Source organism: Streptomyces sp. NPDC025721, assembly GCF_055558595.1.
The window spans coordinates 79,504-100,849 of record NZ_JBVHMF010000025.1 but is presented as its reverse complement, the minus strand read 5'-3'; the positions used below and the strand labels follow the sequence as shown (position 1 = coordinate 100,849).

At 71.3% G+C, this 21,346-nt stretch carries 14 protein-coding genes and 2 pseudogenes; 4 read left to right on the top strand and 12 right to left on the bottom strand.

The features are described 5' to 3' along the window. Positions 1-38: 38 nt before the first annotated feature. From ACZ4EF_RS28725 to ACZ4EF_RS28715, 3 genes are read right to left on the bottom strand one after another with little or no spacing between them, the layout of a single operon-like run. A complete protein-coding gene (locus ACZ4EF_RS28725) occupies positions 39-1,481 on the bottom strand; it encodes a cytochrome P450 (RefSeq protein ID WP_467506980.1) in 1,443 nt (480 codons plus the stop codon). After that, positions 1,475-2,554: an alpha-hydroxy acid oxidase gene (locus ACZ4EF_RS28720; protein ID WP_467506978.1), complete on the bottom strand. Its 1,080-nt coding sequence runs from the start codon at positions 2,552-2,554 to the stop codon at positions 1,475-1,477. The genes ACZ4EF_RS28725 and ACZ4EF_RS28720 overlap by 7 nt, the downstream gene beginning before the upstream one ends. Further along, a complete protein-coding gene (locus ACZ4EF_RS28715) occupies positions 2,551-4,236 on the bottom strand; it encodes an NAD(P)-binding domain-containing protein (RefSeq protein ID WP_467350418.1) in 1,686 nt (561 codons plus the stop codon). The genes ACZ4EF_RS28720 and ACZ4EF_RS28715 overlap by 4 nt, the downstream gene beginning before the upstream one ends. Before the next feature lie 295 nt (positions 4,237-4,531). Here ACZ4EF_RS28715 and ACZ4EF_RS28710 point away from each other — a divergent pair, with 295 nt between their 5' ends. Next, a complete protein-coding gene (locus tag ACZ4EF_RS28710; protein ID WP_467506976.1) occupies positions 4,532-6,061 on the top strand; it encodes a class I adenylate-forming enzyme family protein in 1,530 nt (509 codons plus the stop codon). A gap of 85 nt (positions 6,062-6,146) precedes the next feature. Here ACZ4EF_RS28710 and glgX read toward each other — a convergent pair whose 3' ends face one another. From glgX to ACZ4EF_RS28675, 7 genes and pseudogenes are all read right to left on the bottom strand, one after another. Continuing rightward, a complete protein-coding gene (gene glgX / locus ACZ4EF_RS28705) occupies positions 6,147-8,261 on the bottom strand; it encodes a glycogen debranching protein GlgX (protein WP_401725392.1) in 2,115 nt (704 codons plus the stop codon). 187 nt (positions 8,262-8,448) lie between these two features. Next, on the bottom strand, positions 8,449-9,492 hold the full coding sequence (locus tag ACZ4EF_RS28700; RefSeq protein WP_467506974.1) for a zinc-dependent alcohol dehydrogenase family protein: 1,044 nt from the start codon (positions 9,490-9,492) through the stop codon (positions 8,449-8,451). Between the two features lie 103 nt (positions 9,493-9,595). Then, positions 9,596-13,303 carry an alpha-N-acetylglucosaminidase TIM-barrel domain-containing protein gene (locus ACZ4EF_RS28695; RefSeq protein WP_467506972.1) on the bottom strand — a complete coding sequence of 1,236 codons (3,708 nt, stop codon included), beginning with the start codon at positions 13,301-13,303 and terminating at the stop codon, positions 9,596-9,598. 229 nt (positions 13,304-13,532) lie between these two features. Then, entirely contained in the window at positions 13,533-13,979 is a 447-nt protein-coding gene (locus ACZ4EF_RS28690) for an MmyB family transcriptional regulator (RefSeq protein ID WP_467507014.1), read from the bottom strand. Between the two features lie 150 nt (positions 13,980-14,129). After that, positions 14,130-15,167 (bottom strand): alcohol dehydrogenase catalytic domain-containing protein, encoded by a 1,038-nt coding sequence (locus ACZ4EF_RS28685; protein ID WP_467506970.1) that lies wholly within the window; start codon positions 15,165-15,167, stop codon positions 14,130-14,132. A 130-nt stretch (positions 15,168-15,297) separates the two neighbouring features. Next, positions 15,298-15,913, bottom strand: a pseudogene (locus ACZ4EF_RS28680) (IS5 family transposase). A gap of 247 nt (positions 15,914-16,160) precedes the next feature. Next, entirely contained in the window at positions 16,161-16,685 is a 525-nt protein-coding gene (locus tag ACZ4EF_RS28675) for a hypothetical protein (RefSeq protein ID WP_391049919.1), read from the bottom strand. Between the two features lie 408 nt (positions 16,686-17,093). On the opposite strand from ACZ4EF_RS28675, the pseudogene ACZ4EF_RS28670 reads away from it, so the two are divergent. Beyond that, a pseudogene (locus tag ACZ4EF_RS28670) lies at positions 17,094-17,940 on the top strand (IS5 family transposase). A gap of 12 nt (positions 17,941-17,952) precedes the next feature. Here the strand turns inward: ACZ4EF_RS28670 and ACZ4EF_RS28665 are convergent. Together ACZ4EF_RS28665 and ACZ4EF_RS28660 are read right to left on the bottom strand one after the other, a co-directional pair. Then, a complete protein-coding gene (locus tag ACZ4EF_RS28665; RefSeq protein ID WP_467506968.1) occupies positions 17,953-18,303 on the bottom strand; it encodes a hypothetical protein in 351 nt (116 codons plus the stop codon). A 28-nt stretch (positions 18,304-18,331) separates the two neighbouring features. Beyond that, on the bottom strand, positions 18,332-19,075 hold the full coding sequence (locus tag ACZ4EF_RS28660) for an alpha-L-rhamnosidase-related protein (RefSeq protein ID WP_467506966.1): 744 nt from the start codon (positions 19,073-19,075) through the stop codon (positions 18,332-18,334). 362 nt (positions 19,076-19,437) lie between these two features. Between ACZ4EF_RS28660 and ACZ4EF_RS28655 the strand changes: the two genes are divergently transcribed. Both ACZ4EF_RS28655 and ACZ4EF_RS28650 read left to right on the top strand, forming a co-directional pair. After that, positions 19,438-19,716 (top strand): hypothetical protein, encoded by a 279-nt coding sequence (locus ACZ4EF_RS28655; RefSeq protein ID WP_355349093.1) that lies wholly within the window; start codon positions 19,438-19,440, stop codon positions 19,714-19,716. Positions 19,717-19,920: 204 nt separating this feature from the next. Then, positions 19,921-20,847: a hypothetical protein gene (locus ACZ4EF_RS28650; protein ID WP_391161814.1), complete on the top strand. Its 927-nt coding sequence runs from the start codon at positions 19,921-19,923 to the stop codon at positions 20,845-20,847. Positions 20,848-21,346: the final 499 nt, after the last annotated feature.

The following is a 21,346-nucleotide window of genomic DNA, read 5'->3' as shown; positions in this document are numbered from 1 at the left end:
GGATTCATGGGGGGAGGCAGTGCCTGTGACTGCCGGGGTCAGTGGGGGTGAGGACAGCGGTCCGCGGGCCCGCCGGACGCGTCGTCGTCCGGGCCGTGACCGCCCGGACGCGCGCCGGTCAGCGGGCGGCCCTGCGTGTCGTGCGCGGCGAACCACCGCTCTGTCGGCCGCTGCCGCCGCGCGTCCAGCACCATCCAGGTGCCGAAGGCCAGTTGGAGCAGACTGCGGCCGACGTCCTCCCAGCGGTCGCGGACCCGCAGGAACGCCCGGACGACGGCGATCCGGTACCGCGGCAGCGGCCGGTCGCGGCGCACCAGCAGGCAGGGCGCGCGGTGCGGGATGGAGCGGGTGTGCGACACCGCGGTGTGCAGGGTGAAGCGGGCCAGCACCTCGCGGGTCGCGGCCCGCATGATCAGCGGGGCGAGCCGCCAGGCGGGACACGGCCGGTTCGCGGCCACCCCGAAGGGGATGTGGTGCGCGTGCTTGGCGGACGTCCGATTCCACCGCTCCGGGTCGAACGTGTCCGGATCGGCGTACCCCGCCGCGTGGTAGGCGGGATAGTCGAAGCACAGCACCGTGCCCGCCGGATAGCGCGCGCCGCCGCCGAGGTCGATCTCCTCGGCCGTGACGCGGTGCGCGATGCCGAACAGCGGGTACATCCGCAGCGTCTCGTTCATCACGTGGGACAGGTACCGGTCGTCCTCGGGGTGGTCCGCGAGCCGCTGCTGGACGTCGGATTCCGCGGCGAGCATCAGCAGCAGATGCGCCATCGCCTCCGACATCTGCACGACCGCGGTGTTGAAGAAGGTGCCCTGGAGGTAGTGCGCGCGGTCCTTCGGCGACTCCAACTCCGCGGGCAGCGCGTGCGGTACGTCGCCCGCGGCCAGCCTGCGCAGCAGGTAGCGGGTCAGCCGCTCGCGCCGCCGCATGTGCCGAAGGCGGGTGTTCTTCAGGGAGTTGATGACGTCCTCGGCATTGGCCACGATGAGCCGGCGCGCGTGCGGCGGGCACGGCTCGCGGAAGACCAGGCCGTAGAAGAACTCCGCCCAGACCGGCATCATCAGATCCCGCAGCCGCACCAACGCGGCGTCGCCCGGCACGAGTTCGTCCAGCACCCGCGCCGTCCGCCGGGCCGCGGCCGCGGCGAGTTCGGCGCTGGTCCCGGCGAGGATCGCGGCGGTGGTCCGGGCGACGGCGTCGTAGCGGGGCCCCGGCTCCAGATGCTCCTGGTGGACCTCGGGACCGGGGGAGAGCCAGTACCAGAACAGATCGGACAGCGCAGCGCCCTTGCTGCGACCGCTGGCGGCCGGATGCTCGTACAGCTCGGTGAAGCGGTCCGCGGCCACCTCCGCGTTGGGGACGACCACGCCCTCCGGGCCGTTGATCCGGGCGAAGACCCTCACCCGCAGGGCGATGACGGTCCGCGGCAGCCAATAGGGGACGGACAGCGCGAGCGCCGCCGCCCCGGCGCGCCTCAGCACGCCCTCGCCCCCCGCGCCACGACCTGATCGCGTGCCGGGCCGCGGCAGTCGGCGCTGCCGCAGAGCGTCAGCACATGCGCCAACTCGGCCCGCAACTCCTCCAGTACGGCGGTCACGCCCGCCTCGCCGTCCGCCGCGAGGCCCCACAGCACGGGCCTGCCGATGCCGACCGCCGCCGCGCCGAGCGCCAGCGCGACCACCACGTCGCAGCCGCCGCGCACCCCGCCGTCCAGCAGCACGGGGACGCGCCCGCCGACCGCGTCGGCCACCGCGGGCAGCGCCTCGACGGTGGCCGGTGCCGCGTCGAGCTGACGGCCGCCATGGTTGGAGACGATCAGCGCCTGTACGCCCTCGTCGACCGCGCGCCGGGCGTCGGCGGGGTGCAGAACGCCCTTCAGCACGACCGGCAGGCCGGTGACGTCCCGCAGGCGGCGCAGGTCGTCCCAGGACAGGGCCGGTGACATCGCGATGTCGCGGGTGCGGCCGGGCGGCGCGCCGGGCAGATCCCGCATGTTCTCGGCGGCCAGTCCCGGCGGCAGGTCGTGGAAGCCGTTGCGCTCGTCCCGGCCGCGGCGGCCGAAGACCGGCGAGTCCGCCGTGACCACCAGCGCCGTACAGCCCGCCTTCTCCGCGCGCCGGACGAGCGCGGCGGTGACCTCGGCCTCCGGCTGGAGATAGAGCTGGAACCACACCACGGCGTCGGACCGCACCGAGCGGGCGGCGGCGGTGACCTCGTCCACGGCGGTGGTGGCCGCCTGCGAGGTGATCAGTACGGTGCCGGCCGCCGCGGCAGCGCGCGCCGTGGCGCGTTCGCCGTCCGGATGGGCCAGCCGGTGGAAGGCGGTGGGGGAGACCACCACCGGCATCGACGCCCGGCCGCCGGGCAGCGACACGCCGGTGTCCGGGTGGCCCGTGCCGGTCAGCACCCGGGGCAGCAGGGCCAGCCGGGCGAAGGCGCGTTCGTTCTCGGCCAGGGCGGTCTCGGAGCCCGCGCCGCCCTCGTAGAAGTCCCAGTGGACCGGGTCGAGTCGGGCACGGGCTCTGTCCCGCAGCGCCGACAGCACCCCGTTCACGACGGGTCGGCGGCGGGGACGGGGGCGTCACCCGTGACGGGATGGTCCGTCAGAAAGCGGACGAGCGGGGCGCGGTGGACCTCCTCGCTGTCCCACTCGTTCTCCAGATTCTCCGTGATGTGGTGCTCCGCGACCGGCTTGCCGTTCTCGAACAGCCGCACCACCGGGTGGAGATAGCGGCCGTCGAGCCCGGCGGTCGCCTGCTGCGACACCCGGCCCACGGAGATGTCGAACGGATTCACCTTGTCGTGGTCGGCGCCGTATTCGAGGGTGACCGTCAGATAGCGGCCGACGTCTCCGAAGACGCCGTCGCCGACCGCCTGGTGGAGATGGTCGACCGGCACCTCCTCGTGATAGCCGACCGATTCGCCCGACGGTCCTCGGGAGGCGATGACCGCGTCGCCGAGGAAACCGAAGAGCTGCCACAGGGCGGAGCTGCGGTTCACCCGCTCGATCACCGCTTCGGCGATCGTCCCGGGGAGTCCGGCGGGGTCGGTGCGGTCGGTGCGGTCGCCGGGACCGGCGGGATCGGCGGCCAGTTCCCGGCGCGGCCACGGCCGGTCGTGGTAACGCTGTTCCAGGATGCGGTGCAGCGCGCGGACACCGTAGCGGAAGCCGTGAATGAAACCGCTGGTGGACTTCTTGAAATCCCGCACCTGAGTGATCGTGCCGGCGAAATACAGATCGGGTACGTTCGGGGATTCCCAGGCGTCCGTCTGCGCCGGGAATCTGTCCTTGATGGTCAGTTCCGGGCGGCATTCCTCGGCGAAGACCGAGGCGTCGAAGCGGAAACCGGTGGCAAGGATAACCCGGTCGTAGGTGATCTCCTTGACCACCTCGTTCACCCGCGCGAATTTCACCGGGACCCGGTAGGGGCCGTCCTCGCCGTCCCTGGTGATGCGCATGATCTCCCCGTCGAGCAGGGCATTTTGCGACTTGAGCTGATACGTGTCCAGGAAATTGTTGTTCACCGCCCGCAGATGCCCCACGAAATGGGTCTGCCAGGCGAGCCGCAGCGAGCCGGGTCCCGCCACATGGATGACCGAGGCCGTCTCGATGAGGTTGTCGGCGGTCTCGAAGGCCGAATTGCCCCGCCCGATGATCAGTACCCGCTGCCCGGTGAACCCGGCCGGGTCGACCGGCATCAGGTCGTACCGCTCGGCCAGTTCCACGCCCTCGATGGGCGGGATGTAGGGGCGGGACACGCCGGTCGCCATGATCAGCCGCCGGGCCCTGCGGACGGTGCCGTCCTGGTCCACGGTCTCGAAGTCCCCGCGCGGGCCGCCGTCCTGCGCCGGTCGCCGGGAGATACGGGTGATCCGCGTGCCGTAGCGGATCCGCAGGCGGTGGGTGTCGGCGAAGTCGGCGAGATAGCCGACCATGTCGTCGGCGTCGGGGAAGTACCGGGGTGTGACCGTGGTGAACAGCGGCGAGCCCTCGTCGGACAGCAGCGAGTTCCAGTCGGTGCGCAGATTCAGCTCGGGATCGTCCCAGCCGGTGTGCACCTTGTTGATGGATATGAGTTTCCTGTGTCTGGGAAACCTCGTGAAGAAGGTGCCGGGAGCCGCGCCCGCCTCGACGATCAGATAGTCGCGTCCCGCGCGTTCCAGGAAATATGCCGCCTGGATTCCCGCGGGTCCCGCACCGACGACGAGGTAATCGATCCGCTCTTCTCCGGACACTGGGCCTCCCGGCTCCTGAGATGGACGGAGTCACCGTAGTTGAGAGTTAAAGGAGACATCTATAGGCAGGGATGTGATCCATATCACACCACAGCCCTTGGTGTTCAGGCGGATAATTTCAGCTTCGGCGCAAGTGCCCGACGTGTGCCGTGCGAGCCGTGCGCACATATGCCCGCCGAGGTTTCCCTCCCGGCATTGCAGTTGTCCGCGGCCGAAACGCGACCCCCGTGACCGCCCCACCGGATCGGAGAGCGCCGTGAACAATCCGGCCGAATCGGTATTTCCCCAGCCACTCGTGGACGCTTTCCTGCGCGATCCGGGCACCCCGGCCTTCGAATTCCGGTCACATCCCGTCAGCCGCGGCGAGGTGCTCGACCTCGTACGCCGCTGCGTCGCGGGACTGCGGGCGGCCGGACTCGGCCCCGGCGGGGGAGTGGCCGTCACCACCGCCGTCACCCCGCGGGGCTTCGCCGCCCAGATCGCCGCCCACCTGCTGGGATGCCGCGTCACAGGGCTGCGCCCCGGACTGACGCCGAGCCAGCTCGCCCATGTGCTGTCCACCGGAGTCGACGCGGTCGTCGCCGACGACTCGACCGCGACCCCCGCGCTCCTGGCGGCGGCGGGCACCCGCCCCGTGCTCGACGTGGACCGCGACCTGTCGGCCGCACCGGCGGACACATCGCCCGACGCCCTGACCGCGCACGGCCGCCCCGACGACATCGGCCTCATCACCCTGACCAGCGGCAGCACCGGCCACCCCAAGGGCTGCGCCCAGACCTACCGCGCGCTCAGCGAACACTGGTCGTGGCAGCCCGCGCGGTGGAGCGCGATTACCGCCCGACTCGCCGCCGGATACCGCCGCTACCTCGTCTTCGGCACCCTCACCAGCGCCGTCATGCTCGAACACCTCTCCCTGTGTCTGCTCGACGGCGGCACCGCCGTGATCCCCGAACCGCCGCTCACCTTCCCGGAGATCTGGCAGCGCCACCGCATCACCGCCTGCCTGTGCACCGTCCCCCGGCTCTACCAGATCCTCGACACCCTGCGCACCGAGGACATCGACACCAGCAGCCTGCGCGTCCTGCTCGTCGCGGGCTCACCGCTGCCGCCGCACCGGCTCGCCGAGGCCGCCGACCGGCTCGGCCCCGCCGTCCACCAGGGGTACGGGCAGACCGAGACGGGCATGCTCGCGCTCCTCACCCCCGAGGATTTGGCCGAGCGGCCGGAGCAGGTGACGGACTCGGTCGGCCGGCCGATGCCCGGCGTCGACGTCAGCGTGCGCGATCCCCAGGGGCGCCCCGTGCGGCCGGGCACACCCGGCGAGATCTGGGTCCGCAGCGCGGGCGCCATGTCGCGCTACTGGCAGGACGAGGAACAGACCCGCGAGGTGGTGAGCGACGGCTGGATCCGTACCCGCGACCTCGGCACCCTCGCGGACGACGGCTATCTGCGCCTGGTCGGCCGCGCCCGCGACGTCATCTTCGTCAACGCGATCCTGCACTACGCGGGAGCGATCGAGTCCGCGCTCGCCGCCCACCCGGACGTCGACCAGGCCTATGTGGTCGGGGCTCCCGACGAGACGACCGGTGAGGCCGCCCACGCCTTCGTCGTACCCGTCGTGGGGCGCACGCCGACCGCCGAGGTCCTGCGCGGCGTCGTACGCGCCGAGTTGGGCGAGGCTGCCGTGCCCGCCACCGTCACCGTGCTGGACGCGATGCCGGTCGCACCCAGCGGCAAGCCCGACAAGGGGGCCCTGCTGGCACTCCTCCCCGGTGCGCACGGTGTCCCGGGTCCGCCCGGCGCCCCGGTGACGACGAGCGGCTGAGCGGACTCGCGCCCGCCCAGCCGTCAGTCGACCCGGCCGTCAGTCAGTCCACCGGGCCGGGCGTTCGGCTCGCCGCTCAGTCGGTTCAGTCGGTGCGCGGACGGATCAGGACGGTCATCGACCGCGCGTGCACCGGCACCACCGCGTTCGCCGGGATGCTCGGTCCGTCCGGGCCGCCCGTGTCGGATTCGACGGCGGTGTCCACGACGATCTGCCAGCCGTCGCCGAAGGCACCGGCCGGGACGGTGAAGTCCACTTGCTCGTCATGGCTGTTGACCAGGACGAGGAAGGAGTCGTCGGTGACGCGCTCGCCGTGCGGGCCGGGCTCGGGGATGCTGTCGCCGTTGAGGAAGGCGCCCACCGCGTGCGCGTCCTCACGCAGCCAGTTGGCCTCCTCCATCTCGCGGCCGTCCGGGCGGAACCAGACCAGATCCGGCGTGCCCTTGCCGTCCCCGCCACGGAAGAAGCGCCGTCGGCGCAGCACCGGATGCCGGGAGCGCAGGGCGATGACGCGCTGGGTGAACGCCAGAAGATTGCGCCGGGGCTCGTCCAGGTCCCAGTCCACCCAGGCGATCTCGTTGTCCTGGCAGTAGACGTTGTTGTTGCCGAGCTGGGTGCGGCCCAACTCGTCGCCGTGGGCCAGCATCGGCACGCCCTGGGACACGAAGAGCGTGGCGAGGAAATTGCGCTGCTGCCGGGCCCGCAGGGCCAGGATCTCCTTGTCCTCCGTCCGGCCCTCGGCGCCGCAGTTCCACGAACGGTTGTTGCTGTCCCCGTCGTTGCCGTTCTCGCCGTTGGCCTCATTGTGCTTGTCGTTGTACGAGACCAGGTCGCGGAGGGTGAAACCGTCGTGGGCGGTGACGAAGTTGACGCTGGCGCGCGGGCGACGGCGGCTGCCCTCGTACAGGTCGGAGGAGCCGGTCAGCCGGGAGGCGAACTCCGGCAGGGTGGAAGGGGCGCCACGCCAGAAGTCCCGTACCGAGTCACGGTACTTGCCGTTCCACTCACTCCACAGAGCGGGGAAGTTGCCCACCTGGTACCCGCCGTCGCCGACGTCCCAGGGCTCGGCGATGAGCTTCACGCGGCTGATCACCGGGTCCTGCTGCACGAGGTCGAAGAAGGCGGACAGCCGGTCCACCTCGTGGAACTGCCGGGCCAGCGCGGACGCCAGGTCGAACCGGAAGCCGTCGACATGCATCTCGGTCACCCAGTAGCGCAGCGAGTCCATGATGAGTTGCAGCACGTTGGGGTGGCGCATCAGCAGGCTGTTGCCGGTGCCGGTGGTGTCGAAGCAGTGCCGCGGGTCGTCGTCCACCAGCCGGTAGTACGAGGCGTTGTCGATACCGCGGAAGGAGAGCGTCGGGCCGAGCTCGCTGCCCTCCGCGGTGTGGTTGTACACCACGTCGAGGATCACCTCGATGCCCGCCTGGTGCAGTGCCTTGACCATCTCCTTGAATTCGGTGACCTGTTGACCGCGCGTGCCACTGGAGGAGTACGCGTTGTGCGGCGCGAAGAAACCGATGGTGTTGTAGCCCCAGTAGTTCGACAGACCACGGTCGCGCAGATGGCCGTCCTGCACGAATTGGTGCACCGGCATCAATTCGACGGCGGTGACGCCCAGTTCGGTCAGGTGCTCCACGATCGCCGGATGCGCCATTCCCGCGTAGGTACCGCGCAGCTTCTCCGGCAAGGCCGGGTGACGTACCGTCAGGCCCTTCACGTGCGCCTCGTACAGTACCGACTCGTGGTACGGCCGCTTCGGCAGATGGTCCTCGCCCCAGTCGAACGCCGGGTCGGCGACCACCGAGAGCATGGTGTGGCCGAGGCTGTCGGCGGTGTCGGGCTCGTCCGAGCCGTCGTCGCGGTAACCGAGCAGCGACCGGTGGCTGTCGGGCTGGCCGTCGATGGCCTTCGCGTACGGGTCCACCAGCAGCTTCGCCGGATTGCACCGGTGCCCGCTGTCCGGCCGGTACGGGCCGTGCACGCGATATCCGTACGCCTGGCCGGGACCGACGCCCGGCAGATACGCGTGCCAGACCGATCCGTCCACCGACGCCAGCGGGGTGCGTTGTTCACGCCCGCGCGCGTCGATGACGGCCAGATCGACTTTCTCCGCCACTTCCGAGAAGAGGGCGAAATTGGTGCCTGAGCCGTCATAGGTCGCGCCCAGGGGATACGGAAGTCCGGACCATTTCTGCATTCGCCGAAGCTAACCGCTCCGCGGCACGACGGCGCCGACGCACGCCGCGTCCGTACGGGTGACACCGCGCCCGGGCCCATAACGCCGAGCCCGCGCCTATGAGCGCGCGCCCGTGCCTATTCCGCCGAGCCCGTGCCTATAACGTCGTGCCCTCACCCCGCCGAGCCCGTGCTCACCACGCCCGCGCTCACTTCTTCTGCGGCGTGATCACGGTGACGCCGCCGGCCGACCCGTCGCTGAGGGCGGCCAGCGCGCCCGGCGCCGCGTCCAGGCCGATGACCGAGCCGACCAGCAGATCGGGGCGGAGCGTCCCGGCCGCGACCAGCCGCATCATCTCCGGATACGCGTGCGCGGCCATGCCGTGGCTGCCCAGAATCTCCAGTTCGAGCGCGAGCACCCGGTCCATGGGGACGGCGACACCGCCCGACGGCAGCAGCCCGACCTGCACATGCCTGCCCCGCCGCCGCAGCCCCGCCACGGAGGCCGCACAGGTGGCGGGGGAGCCGAGCGCGTCGACCGAGACATGCGCCCCGCCGTCGGTCGCCGCGCGGACCGCCTCCGCCGTTTCGACATCGGACCGCGAGGCGTCGACCCCCACCGAGGCGCCGAACTTCCGTGCCAGGCCGAGGGCTTGGGCCGAGGTGTCCACCGCCACCACGCGTGCCCCGCAGGCCACCGCGATCATCACCGCCGACAGGCCGACCCCGCCGCAGCCGATCACCGCCACCCACTCGCCCGGCCGCGTACGGCCTTGCGCGACCACCGCGCGGTACGCGGTGGCGAAGCGGCAGCCGAGCGACGCGGCGGTCGCGTACGGCATGGCGTCGGGCAGCCCCACCAGGTTGACGTCCGCGTGCGGGACGGCGACGTGCTCCGCGAAGGAGCCCCAGTAGGTGAAGCCCGGCTGCTCCTGCCGCTCGCACACCTGCTGGTCGCCGCGGGCGCAGGCGGCGCAGCTCCCGCAGGCGCAGACGAACGGCACGGTCACCCGGTCGCCGACCCGCCACCGGCTGACCCCGGGACCCACCTCCTCGATCCGGCCCGCGAATTCATGACCCGGCACATGCGGCAGCGTGATCCCGTCGTCATGTCCGAGCCACCCGTGCCAGTCGCTGCGGCACAGCCCGGTCGCCTCCACCCGTACGACCACCCCGTCGGGCGGACATCCCGGATCGGCCACCTCCCGAACCTCCGGCACCCGCCCGAATTCCTCGAACACCACAGCCCGCACGTCCGCCACCACCTTGCCGTCACATCAGTCGTCCCGCCCTGCAGTTGCGCCCTACCCTCGCGCACGGCCGCACTTCGCCGCACCCCGCCGCACCCCGTGGGCGTCAGGCCGCGCCCGTGACGGTGACCTCGGTGAGGTGGAAGGAGGTGTTGGCGGTGTTGCTGAGGCCGTCGACACGGATGTAGCGCGCCGCGGCGGTCAGGGAGAACGTGTCCCCGGCGTCCGTGGCGACCCCGGCGGTGTTCTTGCCGCCGAGGGCGAACCAGTGGACGCCGTCGAGACTGCCGGTCAACGTATAGGTGTAGGCGCGCCTGCCGTCCACGTAATTGCGGACGTTGACCGCCGACAGGTCGTGGGCCGCGCCGAGGTCGACCTGCCACCAGGTGTCGCCGCCGGCCATCGCGCTCGCCCAGTACGTCTTGTTGGTGCGGTCGCCGTCGACCGCCGCGGAGGGCGGGCTGCCCGCCTCGTAGGACAGGGCGGTCGTCGGCCTGCCGAGGCTCAGTACGGTGTCGCCCGAGGTGTCCCGTGCGGTGAACGGTGCCAGCGTCAGCCCGTCGAACCGCGCGGCGCCCTGGCGGTGGGTGGACGCGTTGACCGCGGAGAAGAGCAGACCGGCGTCCTCGGCGGGCGCGGCGCCGGGCAGCGGCGCCGACCCCACCCGGGTCCAGTCGGTGCCGTCCTGGCTGCACCAGCCGGTGAAGGTGTCGCCGTCGCGGCTGATCCGCAGGTGGACAGGACCGGTGAATCCGCCGCTCGACGCGGAGTGCTCAAGGGTTCCGTTGCCGTCGGCGTCCCACATGAACACGCAGCCGTGCTCCGGCGTGACGGCCAGATCGGCGTAACCGGGGCTTCCCGGCCGCGCGAGGTCCGCGCGCACGACGAGTCCGGCGCGCGCCCAGGGGCCGCTGTCGTCCTGCTCCAGCACCTCCGTGCCGACGGCCTGCCCGGAGGTCAGCCACCGCGGGCGGTAGACGGCGCCGTACTGGTCGGTGGACGCGCCGATGTCCGCGCCGCCCCCTGCCATGCCGAAGACGTCGCCGTGCTGGGCGAAGGCGATCGACGCGGGGGAAGCGGAGGACGCCGTGCGATACGGCTCGGCCACCGGTCCTGACACCAGGACGTCGGTCGTGTCGGCCGCGGTCGCCGACACCGCGTCGTCGGCTCCGCCCGACGACCAGCGCACGGTCGCCGTCAGACGCGCCAGGCCGGCGGGTGCGGCGCCGCTCGGAATCGTCACGTCCCAGGCGGCGGTGGCCGTCCCGCCCGCGGGCACCGACGGCGTGGCACCGCCGACCGGGCGGACGGTGTAGCCGCCCGGCGCGGTCAGCGCGAAGCTCGCGGCGCCGGTGGACCACAGGGCGTTGCCGTTGGTGAAGACCGCGGTCAGCCGTACGGTCGCGCCGGGCGGCCCGGCCTTCGGGTCCGCGGCCAGGTCCACATGCCCCGCCGGGTACGCGGCGACCTTCCGCGCCTGTTGATAGGCGTCGTCGGTGGGCGTGCTCCGATAGCGCGCCACCTTGTGGACCCATGTCGAGGCGACCGCGCGCCAGTCGACGGCCCGCGGCGGACCGCCGGTGCTGAGCGCGGTGCGGAGCGAGTCGAAGAACGTCCGCCAGCGCGCCCCGTAGTAGTCCCCGACCAGGCCGTTCCACTCGCGCCCCGCGTAGTCCTGGATCGGATGGGTCTCCGTCCAGTCGCTGACCAGCGTGCGCAGGTCGTACTCGAGGCGCTTGGCCTCCGCGGGAGTCGGCGCCTGCGCGGCGGCCTCCTTCTGCCAGACGCCGAACAGCGACGTGCCGTCGGCGCCCAGCAGCGTGTCCAGCAGATTCAGCTTGGTCATCCACTGCCCGCTGAGCGCGTCGAAGGCGGCGGTGTCGCGGGCGGTGTACGCCTGGCGGATGCGCGGCAGCAGCGTCCGGGTGTCGTTGGACAGCACCTGACGGCCGAGGTCCACGAGGTCGTACGTGTACGCGGTGCTGCCGCGCGACGCCTGTCCCACCTGGAGGAGTTCGCCGAACGCCCGCTGGACGTCCTTCGGGTCGTACGGGACCGAACCGGCCGTCGCGGACAGACCGGGCTGGATCGAGAAAATGCTGCTGGTGTGCCTGGTCCCGGTGTCGCCCGGCCAGGAGTACGCCGTACGGCCCAGGATCTGCCAGGCCGCCACCGCGTGCGGGTCGGCGGCCCCGTAGCGCGCCGTGGCGTACGCGGCCATCCAGGTGTCCATGTCGACCGCCGACGACTCCCACGCCAGATCGGCGAAGAACTCCACGGCGACCGGATTGTTGTCGATCGCCTCCGGCATCAACGCGATACCGCTCAGGGCCGTGCGGGGCTTGGCGAGCCACGCATGGAACTTCGTGTTCCACAGCGCCATGCTCGCGCCCATGTTGGTGTTGCCGCCGAAGTTCCAGATCGTGCCGAAGGCGTACGGGGTACCGAGGTAGTCCTGGTCGCGGTCGGTCGCGCCCGTGGTGTCGGAGTTGCCGTCGAGGACGAGCATGCGGGAGGTGTCGACGGCCCGGAGGGTCTCCTCGCGCGGGTTGCTCTCCCAGCCGAGGATGGCCCAGATCGCTCCGGGGTGGGCCCGGTCGAGGGCGTTCTGTACGGCCCGGGAGGCGTCGCCGACGTTGACGTCGCCCGCCTGGCCGCCCTCGTGCAGCAGGTCCATCTTGTACATCGAGCTGTCGCCGAACAGCTTGCTCTGCTCGCCGTAGAACGCGTCGGCGACCTGGCCGAACAGCGCCGTCGTCGGGTCCAGCCAGTCGGACCGGGGAAAGCCGTTCCAGGTTCCCTGCGCGATCACATGGGCTTCCGCGTTCTTCGCGGCGAAGCCCGGCGGGACGGTGCCGAAGTATCCGGGCAGCACCGGAGTGAGGCCGAGCTGCCGCAGATAGCCGGTCATCCGGCGGCCGAGCGTCACCCGCTGGTCGAGGAGTTGCGCGCTGATCGGGCCGTTCTCGCAGCACATGTTCTGGAGCAGCCACCACGGCTGGTGGCCGGGCTGCGGGATCCAGGCGCGCATCTCGGCGTCGGAGTAGCCGAAGCGCTGGAAGGTCTTGTCGTAGACGGCCTCCTGCCCCTCGTAGACCAGCATCTCGTTGATGCCGTCGAGCGCCAGCACGTCGATCCGCCGCTGCCACTGCTGCCAGGTCGGATACGCGCCCGCGTACCCCTCGTCGGTGTCGTTGAGGGCGAAACGGTGGGCGACGTTCGCGGACCGGCCGATGGGGGAGGACGGCAGGGGCAGCCGGTCGGGCAGCCGCAGTTGCTCCCCGTTGAGCGAGATGTCGGCGTGGGCGACGACGCGCAGGTACTGGCCGAGTCCCGCGAGGAGCGTGCCCGGTGTGGTGCCGCTGATCCGCACCCGCCCGCCCGCCGCCTCGATCAGATAGCGGTCCTGGCCCGACCCGGCGGCGATGCCCCGCAGGTCGATCTGGCGCGCGTGATCGGGGCCGAGCAGGCGCGTGACGGCGGCTTCGGCGACCGAGGTGTCGACGGCGGGGGGCGCGGCGAGGGTCGCCGTCCGGGCCTTCCCCGTCGTCGCGTCATTCCCGGTGGGAAGCTCCCTCGGCCCGCTCGGCCCGCTCGGCCCGCTCGGCCCGCTCGGCCCGCTCGGCCCGCTCGGCCCGCTCGGCCCGCTCGGCCCGCTCGACCTGTTCGACCCGCTCGTCCCGGCGGACGCGGCGGGTCCTGCCACGACGGCGCCCGTGACGAGGGCCAGGAGGGTCGCCAGGACGGTGAGGAACGCCCTGACGCGTAAGGATCGGCCGCTGACGGCACGCGGGGCGAAGAGACGTGTGGACACGGATCTCTTTCCTGTCGAGGACCGGAACCGTAGGCAAACCGCTCGCAGAGTGAACTCCCCACCCGACCGTCCGTCAACAGGTACCACTCCCGTCACAGGGAGCTGATCTGACGCGCCGTAGGCGACGGCCACCACGGTGACCGGGATGTCCCGGCCAGGACCGCATCCGGCGGCGAGCCGCGCGGGCGCCGTACCGCCGCGCGTGTGCCGGGCAGGGCCGTACGGTCGCTCAGCGCTCCTGCCGCGACGGCGTCGGCGCGGTACGGGGGGCGGTCATGTCGAGCAGGAGCATCGCGTCGTTGCCGGGGGTGCCGGGGGTGCCGGGGGCGGCGGTGTAGATGCCCATGCGCTGGCCCGCGGTGCCTTCGAGGGCCATGCCCTGGAACGCGAGGGTGATCCTGCCGACCCGGGGGTGCTGGAAGGTCTTGGTGGCGACCTTGCGACACAGCCGCGGACCTGGCCCGCCCAGTCGGGGAAGACCTCGCGGGCGGCCGGGTGTAGTAGTCGATGCTGACCCCGGAGAGCGTGGCCAGTTCCTCGCGGCGCAGGCCGGGCGTGCGGCGGACCCCCGGACCGGGGGGTGGTCTGGGTGCGACGGGCGAGCAGGAAAGAGCGGTTCGGCCTCGGGGCCGTCCAACGCCCAGCCGCGGCCGGTGCCCGACCGCCCGAAGCTCATGCACCCCAGGGTGATACGGCTGATCTCGAGTCCTGAGCTTCCCAGGTTGGTGTACTCCATGGGTCCATGGAATACGCGGAGCACGCGAAGAGGGAGGCCGTGACACGGCCTCCCTCCGTCCCTCACCGCGTCGGTCCCGCGGGGGAGCGGCTACGGAATGACGAGCGTTTTGAGCGCGGCGCGCTCGTCCATGGCCCGGTACCCCTCGGGTACGTCCTCCAGCGACACGGTCTGGTCGAAGACCCGGCCGGGGTCGACCGTGCCGTCCAGCACCCCGGGCAGCAGCTCCTCGATGTAGGCGCGCACGGGAGCCGGGCCACCGGTCAGGGTGACATTGGGGCCGAAGAGGCTGCCGAAACCGACCGGCGCGTTCGCGTACTGCGGGACGCCGACCCGGCTGATCACTCCGCCGGGGCGGACGACCCCGACGGCCGTCTCGTACGCGGGCATGTGGCCGACCGCCTCCAGGACGGCGCGGGTGCCGTGTCCGCCGGTCAGTTCGCGGACCTTGGCGATCCCTTCCTCGCCGCGCTCGGCGACGACGTCGGTGGCGCCGAATTCACGGCCCAGGTCGGTGCGGACCTTGTGGCGGCCCATGAGGATGACGCGCTCGGCGCCGAGCCGCCTGGCGGACAGCACCGCGAGCAGGCCCACGGCCCCGTCACCGATGACGGTGACGCTGTCGCCGGGACGTACCCGCGCCTGCTTGGCGGCGTGATGGCCGGTGCCGTACACGTCGGCCAGCGTCAGCAGCGACGGCAGCAGCGCGGTGTCGACTCCGGTGGGGAGCTTGACCAGGGTGCCCTGGGCCTGCGGGACGCGGACCGCCTCGGCCTGGGCGCCGCCGACGCCGCCCGCCGCGAAGAAGCCGCCGTGCGGGCACGAGGTGTGCAGGCCCGCGCGGCAGAATTCGCAGGTGTTGTCGGCGAAGGCGAACGGGGAGACCACCAGGTCGCCCACGCTCAGCCCCGAGACCTCGGCGCCCAGGTCCTCGACGACGCCCAGGAACTCGTGCCCCATGGGGACCGGGCCGTCCGTGGCGGACATGCTGTGGAAGGGGTGCAGGTCACTGCCGCACACACAGGAACGGACGACGCGTACGACCGCGTCGGTGGGCTGCTCGATCGTCGGGTCCGGCGCGTCCTGCACGCGCACGTCCCCGGCCTTGTACATGAACGTTGCCCGCATGGGGGTACGTCTCGCTCTCTGCCTGGAAGGGTGCATTCGCAGACCTGCTGATCAGGTCTCTTTCAGCGTGGCACCCACGCGCGGACGGGCCCAGGGAGAGATCTCTCCCCCCTAGGCCGTGTCGTTCGGATCATCGTGCTGACCAGATGAAGATGGCGGCGAGGTGGAGTCCGGCGAGGTAGATGGTGGCGGTCTTGTCGTAGCGGGTGGCCAGGCCGCGCCATTGCATGAGCTTGTTGATGCAGCGTTCGACGGTGTTGCGCTGTTTGTACGCGTCGCGGTCGAAGGACGGTGGCCTGCCGCCCCGGCTGCCGCGGCGTTTGCGGTTGGCGGCCTGGTCAGCGGGCCGCACTGGCCGTCGGCGGCCAGGTTGATCTTCGTGGTCAGTCCACCGCGGGACCGGCCGAGGGCGTGATCTTTCGGCTCGCAGGCTGGGGCCCCTTTTGACGGGCCCCGGCGGCGTGCTGGTGAGCGCGTACGATCGTGGAGTCGACGGCGACGACCCAGTCCAGGTCGCCTTCGGCGTCGGCCTGGGCGAGCAGCGCGGACAAGACCCTCTCCCAAGTGCCGTCCGCCGCCCAGGTCCGCAACCGGTTGTGGACGCCCTTCCAGAACCCGAAGCGTTCGGGCAGGTCCATCCACGGCGTGCCAGTGCGGTTCTTGAACGCGATCGCATCGATCACCTGCCGGTGATCACGCCACCGCCCACCCCACTCCGGCGTCCGGTCAGGAAGCAACGGCTCAATCCGGGCCCACTGAGCGTCAGTTCACGACACACATCAATCAACGATCAGATGATCCTCAAGAAGCGCCCTAGACGAGGGGCAGGCCGCCGCCGAGGTGCACGCCGAAACTGCGGTGGCGGAGAGCAGGACGGGCAGGGTTCGCCGCAGCCGGGATTATGCCGCCTGGGGCGGGGCTCGCCCGCAACACCGTGTTCAGTTCGGCGAGCAGGACGCGGTGACGCCGGAAGGCAATCAGGAGGCGGGAGTTTTAGTCAACATCGTTGCAGTTGACACTGGCGCCTTGGTCGCTGCCATCTGAGTAGTCCCAGCCCACTACGGCATAGCACTCTGCTATGTGGCTGCCCGTCCAGTAGTAGAAATGAGTGCTGGCGTTGAAATACTCGCCGTCGGGCTGCTCGACCGAAACTGATCCGGCATCCCAGTACAGCGCACCGCGAGGAAGGTTGCGGTTGCTAATGCCCGGACTGCCGTCCGGAAAATGCTCGATTTCGATATCATTATCGGTGTATGGGTCAGTGGATGTGACCTCGCTCGATGCGTGTGAGGTATCGAAGTGAAGCTCCGCGTAGGCGGTCTTGTTGCACTGATCGAAGCCCTGGTAGAAAACGCCGATGTGTTGACCGTCGGCCACCAGACTTTTGATCTGACCCACCGTGCGAAGGCAGGATGCGGCGCTTGCGGATTCGGCCGTAAGCAGAGGCAGCGAGCCTCCGGCGAGGGCCGTAATCGCGGTGACGGCGAGGATGCCTGATGTTTTCCGGAGCCTGATCACGATCTCTGTTACCTCCTAGAGGGCGACAGGTCTGGCGGTAGTTCGCAGAGAAGCGCGGGTCCTGGGTGCGTCCGGTGCGTCAGCCAAGACGTTGTCCGGAGACCGCCCACCCGTGAAGACGCTAAGCACAGGGGTCCTTCGACCGTCCTAGATTCGTCCTAGTGCGTGGTCAGCCGGGTGCATCATCGACTTCTGGCAGCCAGTGAGCACGCCAGCTGTCACTCCACGGCGTAGTGTGAGCAGCTTGCGCGCCGCCGTACGCCTCGGGCGCCACGAGGCATACACATCGGTGCCGGTGACCGACGACCCGGAAGTGGCCCGCATCTGGTACGAGTCGCTGCGGGCACAGGGGGTGGGGCCACCGTGGCTAGGTCATTTCCTTCGGATCATCTGATCGGTGGTTGATGTGTGTCGTTGACTGATGCGCAGTGGGCGCGGATAGAGCCGTTGTTGCCGGACCGGACACCGAGGCGGGGCGGGCGGTGGCGTGATCACCGGCAGGTGATCGACGCGATCGCCTGGAAGTTCCAGACCGGGTCACAGTGGGTGCATCTCCCCGCGGAGTACGGTTCGTGGAAGGGCGTTTATACGCGGCTGAGGAACTGGGCCATCGACGGCACCTGGGATCGAGTTTTCACCGCCCTACTGGCCCAGGCCGATGCTGACGGCGAGTTGGCTGGGTCGTCGCGGTGGACTCCCCGGTCGTGCGCGTGCACCAGCATGGTGCCGGGGCCCGGGAAAAGGGGGCCTCGGCTGACGAGCGGGCCGACCACGCGATCGGACGGTCGCGTGGTGGGCTGACCACGAAGGTCCATCTCGCCGCTGACATCCGCTGCCGCCCTCTGTGCTTCGTGCTCACGCCCGGCCAGGCAGGAGTCGCGCTGGCGTTCGACCACGTGATGGCTGCCATCCGGATCCCGCGTCGGGTTGGCAGGCCCAGGACCAGAGGCCCTTCATGGTGCTGGCTGACAAGGCGTACTCGTCACGGGCCATCCGGGACCATCTGCGAAGGCGCGGAGTACGGACCGTGATTCCTCAACCCGCCGACCAGATCGCCAACCGCAAGCGCAGAGGACGCGGCGGCGGGCGGCCGCCCGGATTCGACCGCGCGGCCTACAAGCGACGCAACACCGTCGAACGCTGCATCAATCGCCTCAAGCAATGGCGCGGTCTCGCCACCCGCTACGAGAAGACCGCCACGGTCTACCGTGCCGGCCTCCTCATCGCGGGCATCTTTCTCTGGTCCGTCCGCTGAAGGACAGCCCGCTCAGGGGCGGAGACGTTCTCCCTGCGGATCGAAGCAGACGAGCTCATGCTCACGGGCCAGCTCAGCGGCGTACTCCGACACCTCCTCGGCCTTGCCGTAAGACATGATCAGGTACACGATCGGCCCCGATGCCTCATCGATGACCGGTGTCGACGCCGACACCATGCTGCGGTCGATGCCATCCGGGTACTGCGCGACGAGGGCTTCCACGTACTCCACGATGCGCGGTGCCGGAGGCGCGACGACATCGTCCGACTCCAGGTAGCGCTCATAAAGCTCGTCGTACATCGAGACCGCTTGGCGGTCATCGAATGGACGGTCGCCGTCCCACACAGCAAGGTCATAGCTCACAGACGCATCGTCGCAGGCAGCAGTTCTGTCAACGCCAGCAGGTCCTGCGACCGAATCTCCGCCAGTGATCCATAAGAGAGCTCGTAGAGCCGGATGCGGTCATGGCCGGGGCGCGGGGGAGGAACGGGAGCGAGAACGCATGGCGTCCCGAGTTCATGCCGAAGGGCGGCCGGCCGTCGGGGAGGCGCACCTCGGCGCGGGTGTTCGGCGGGACCACGGCCGTGACGGTGAGGGTGCCGCCCTCGGTCCGCCAGCCGGCCTCCGCCCTGCCGTACGGCGTCTCGTGCGCGGCGGGGGCCCGGGTGAGACCGGCGCCGGGCACGGGCGCGACCCGGATGTGCCGCCAGCCGGGGGAGGCAGCGGCGAGCCCGGCGACCGTGCGGTGCAGCCAGTCGGCGACGGCGCCGAGCCGTTGGCGCTCGGTCGGCGGCAGCACGCAGCGGATCGCCAGCGCGTACGCCGTCTGCGTGTCGCAGGACAGCCGTCGGCCGGGCGTGACGAACTCCTCGGCGAACGCCGCCCGCGTGCGCGCCGCCAGCCTCCGATACCCGCTCGCGTCCCGCTCCTCGCCCAGGATGTCGGCGATCCGCGCGAACACGTCGGCCGACCGTACGAGGTAGGCGTTGGCGACCAGGTCCCCGTCGGTCCTGGCCGCGCCGGGATCCTCCGCGGGCGCGGCCGGGTCGAGCCAGTCGCCGACCTGGACGTCCTGCCGCCACAGACCGCCCCCCTGCTCGGCCAGGGCGGCGGTCGCGCCCACCCAGGCCGTCATGCCCGCGCCCCGGCCGCGCTGCCGCGCTCACACAACGACGGGGCGGCGGCGGGCGGATGACCGGGGGCGCGGGGACACCGAGCAGGTGGGCGGGTGGTGGGGAATCGGGTCCTCCTCGGCTGGCTCTGGCGCGCGAGCCCGGCCGGTGGGGCGGCTCGCAGGGGTGCGCGCTCCATGGTGACGGGAACACCCGCCCGCGGGCGGTGCGGAACGGGAAGCGGCGGCGGCCGGGTCCGGCAAGGGCACTCGCCGCCGACCGGCGCCGTCGCGCCGCGCTCGCGGATTCGCACGCCGGACGCGGTCAGGGGACACCGACCTGGAAAACGTGCGCGAGCCGCGGTGCGGAACGTAGTCTCGAACACGTGAGTCGGCTGACGGGTGTTGAGCAAGAAGAGTGCGTGCGGTGCGCGGAGCTGGAGGCCCGGTTCAGGGATCCGTCGACCGTCAACCCCGGTGCGTATCTTTACGGTTGGGCCACCCACCAGCTCGACGACCACGACGCCGAGCCGGAACCCCTGCCCGACTGCCCCGAATGCGGCAAGTACGCGGCGGGACCCGGCACCGTCCACGCGCGGGTCTGGCAGCGCTGGGCGCGGACGCACTACATGCAGTGCACGCTCGCCCCGTACTGGAAGCCGTAGCGGGAGTCCGGCGGAAACCGTTCGCACCGCCACTGAGCTGGGAAAACAGTGTGCTGGGAGTCGGCCGCCGCGGGATCCGGAACGGTCCCGAATGGCGCAATATGGACATATCGGATGTCATGGTACTAAGCGTGTGTCTCTCGTGACGCACAGCGACCGCCGGGGAAGTCTCACCCCTGGTAGTTCGGCAAAGGAATACGCACCATGTCATCTGATCCCAGCTCATCCCACGACGAGCGATCCCCCATAGCCACGCGCGACGAGCCCAGGCACACCCTGCTCCGCACCGCGGCGACCACCCGCCCGCTGGCCGAAGTGGCCAGTCTGGTCAACCTCCTCAAGCAGAACGGCGAGTCGCCGAGTCCGGCCGACGAGGCACTACGGCTGGCCGCCGTGTCCCGACCGGTCGACGAGGTACGGCAGTTGGTCGTCCTGCTCAACGAACCGCCGCACGCGGACGGCGAGGCCGGTACGACCCTGCGCGCGGCGGCCATGGGCCGTCCCATCGAGGACGTCGCCCACCTGGTCACCATCTTCGGCCCGGAGAGCGACGGCTCGCCGATCCGCGGCCCGGAGCCGACCGGCCCCGACACGTCAGGGCACGCCTGGCCGGAACAGCGACCCGAGGGGGAGGGGCAGGGCACCGACGAGCCGCCCGCCACGGGCGGCGGCGCGGGCCGCCTCGCCGGGCGCCGCCCCGGCTCGGGCCCCGCGCGGACCCGCCGCGCGGCGCCCGCCCTGGCCTCCGTCCTGCGCTGGCCCGCCGCCGTCGCGCTCCTCGCGGTCGCCGCGATCCACCTGCCCACCGACATCGCGGGCCTGCGCGCCGGCGACCTCGCGGCGGGTGTGTCCCTGGCCATCACCGTCCTCTGCCTGGTCCTGGCGGTCATGCTGACCGTGCAGGACACGGTCTGGACGTGGGCGGCCAGCGCCACCGCGGCCGTGGGCACGCTGGTGCTGCACTCGCTCGCCGCCGGCTTCGGGCCCGTGCACCTGCTCAGGGACAGCCTCGGCCGGTCCTTCGCCGGGTCCACCACAACGGTGCTGGCCTGCGCCGCGGTGGCGGCGGCCCTGGCGGGCTCCGCGCTGCTCCGCAGGCACAAGCCCACGGTCGCCGCGACCGACGCCTGACGGCCCGCAGGCGGTGCCAGCGGGCTGACGCTGACGGCCCACAGGCGGTGCCAGCGGGCTGACGCCCGGCCGGTGCCGCCACGAATGGCGGCGGTCATTCGCCCGTCGGCGTGCGTGCAGCCGCCACGTGTGCCAAGGTAGAAGAGGTCCCGCAGCCACCCCCCCCGGCTGCGGGACCTTCGCTTGTCCGTTCCGCGGGTCCCGCGACGCGACACCACGGCCCTCGGACGCGCCCTGTGCGGACGCACGTCCTCCGCATACGGTACGAACCGACACACCCCCTGCCCCGGCCCCCGCGCCGGGGCATCGTGCTGCCGCCCGGGCCCCCGCCGGACCCCGACACGCGCCCCCGCCGCGCCCCGTCCGCCCCTTCCCGCCCGTCCCTCCCGTGCCGCCTGGACGATTCGGGCGTTGCCGAGGCACGACAGGGCGTACGGTCACTGGTGCGCCGAGCGGGGCGGCGGCGACAATCTGCTGACCAGGCGATCGACGTGCACAG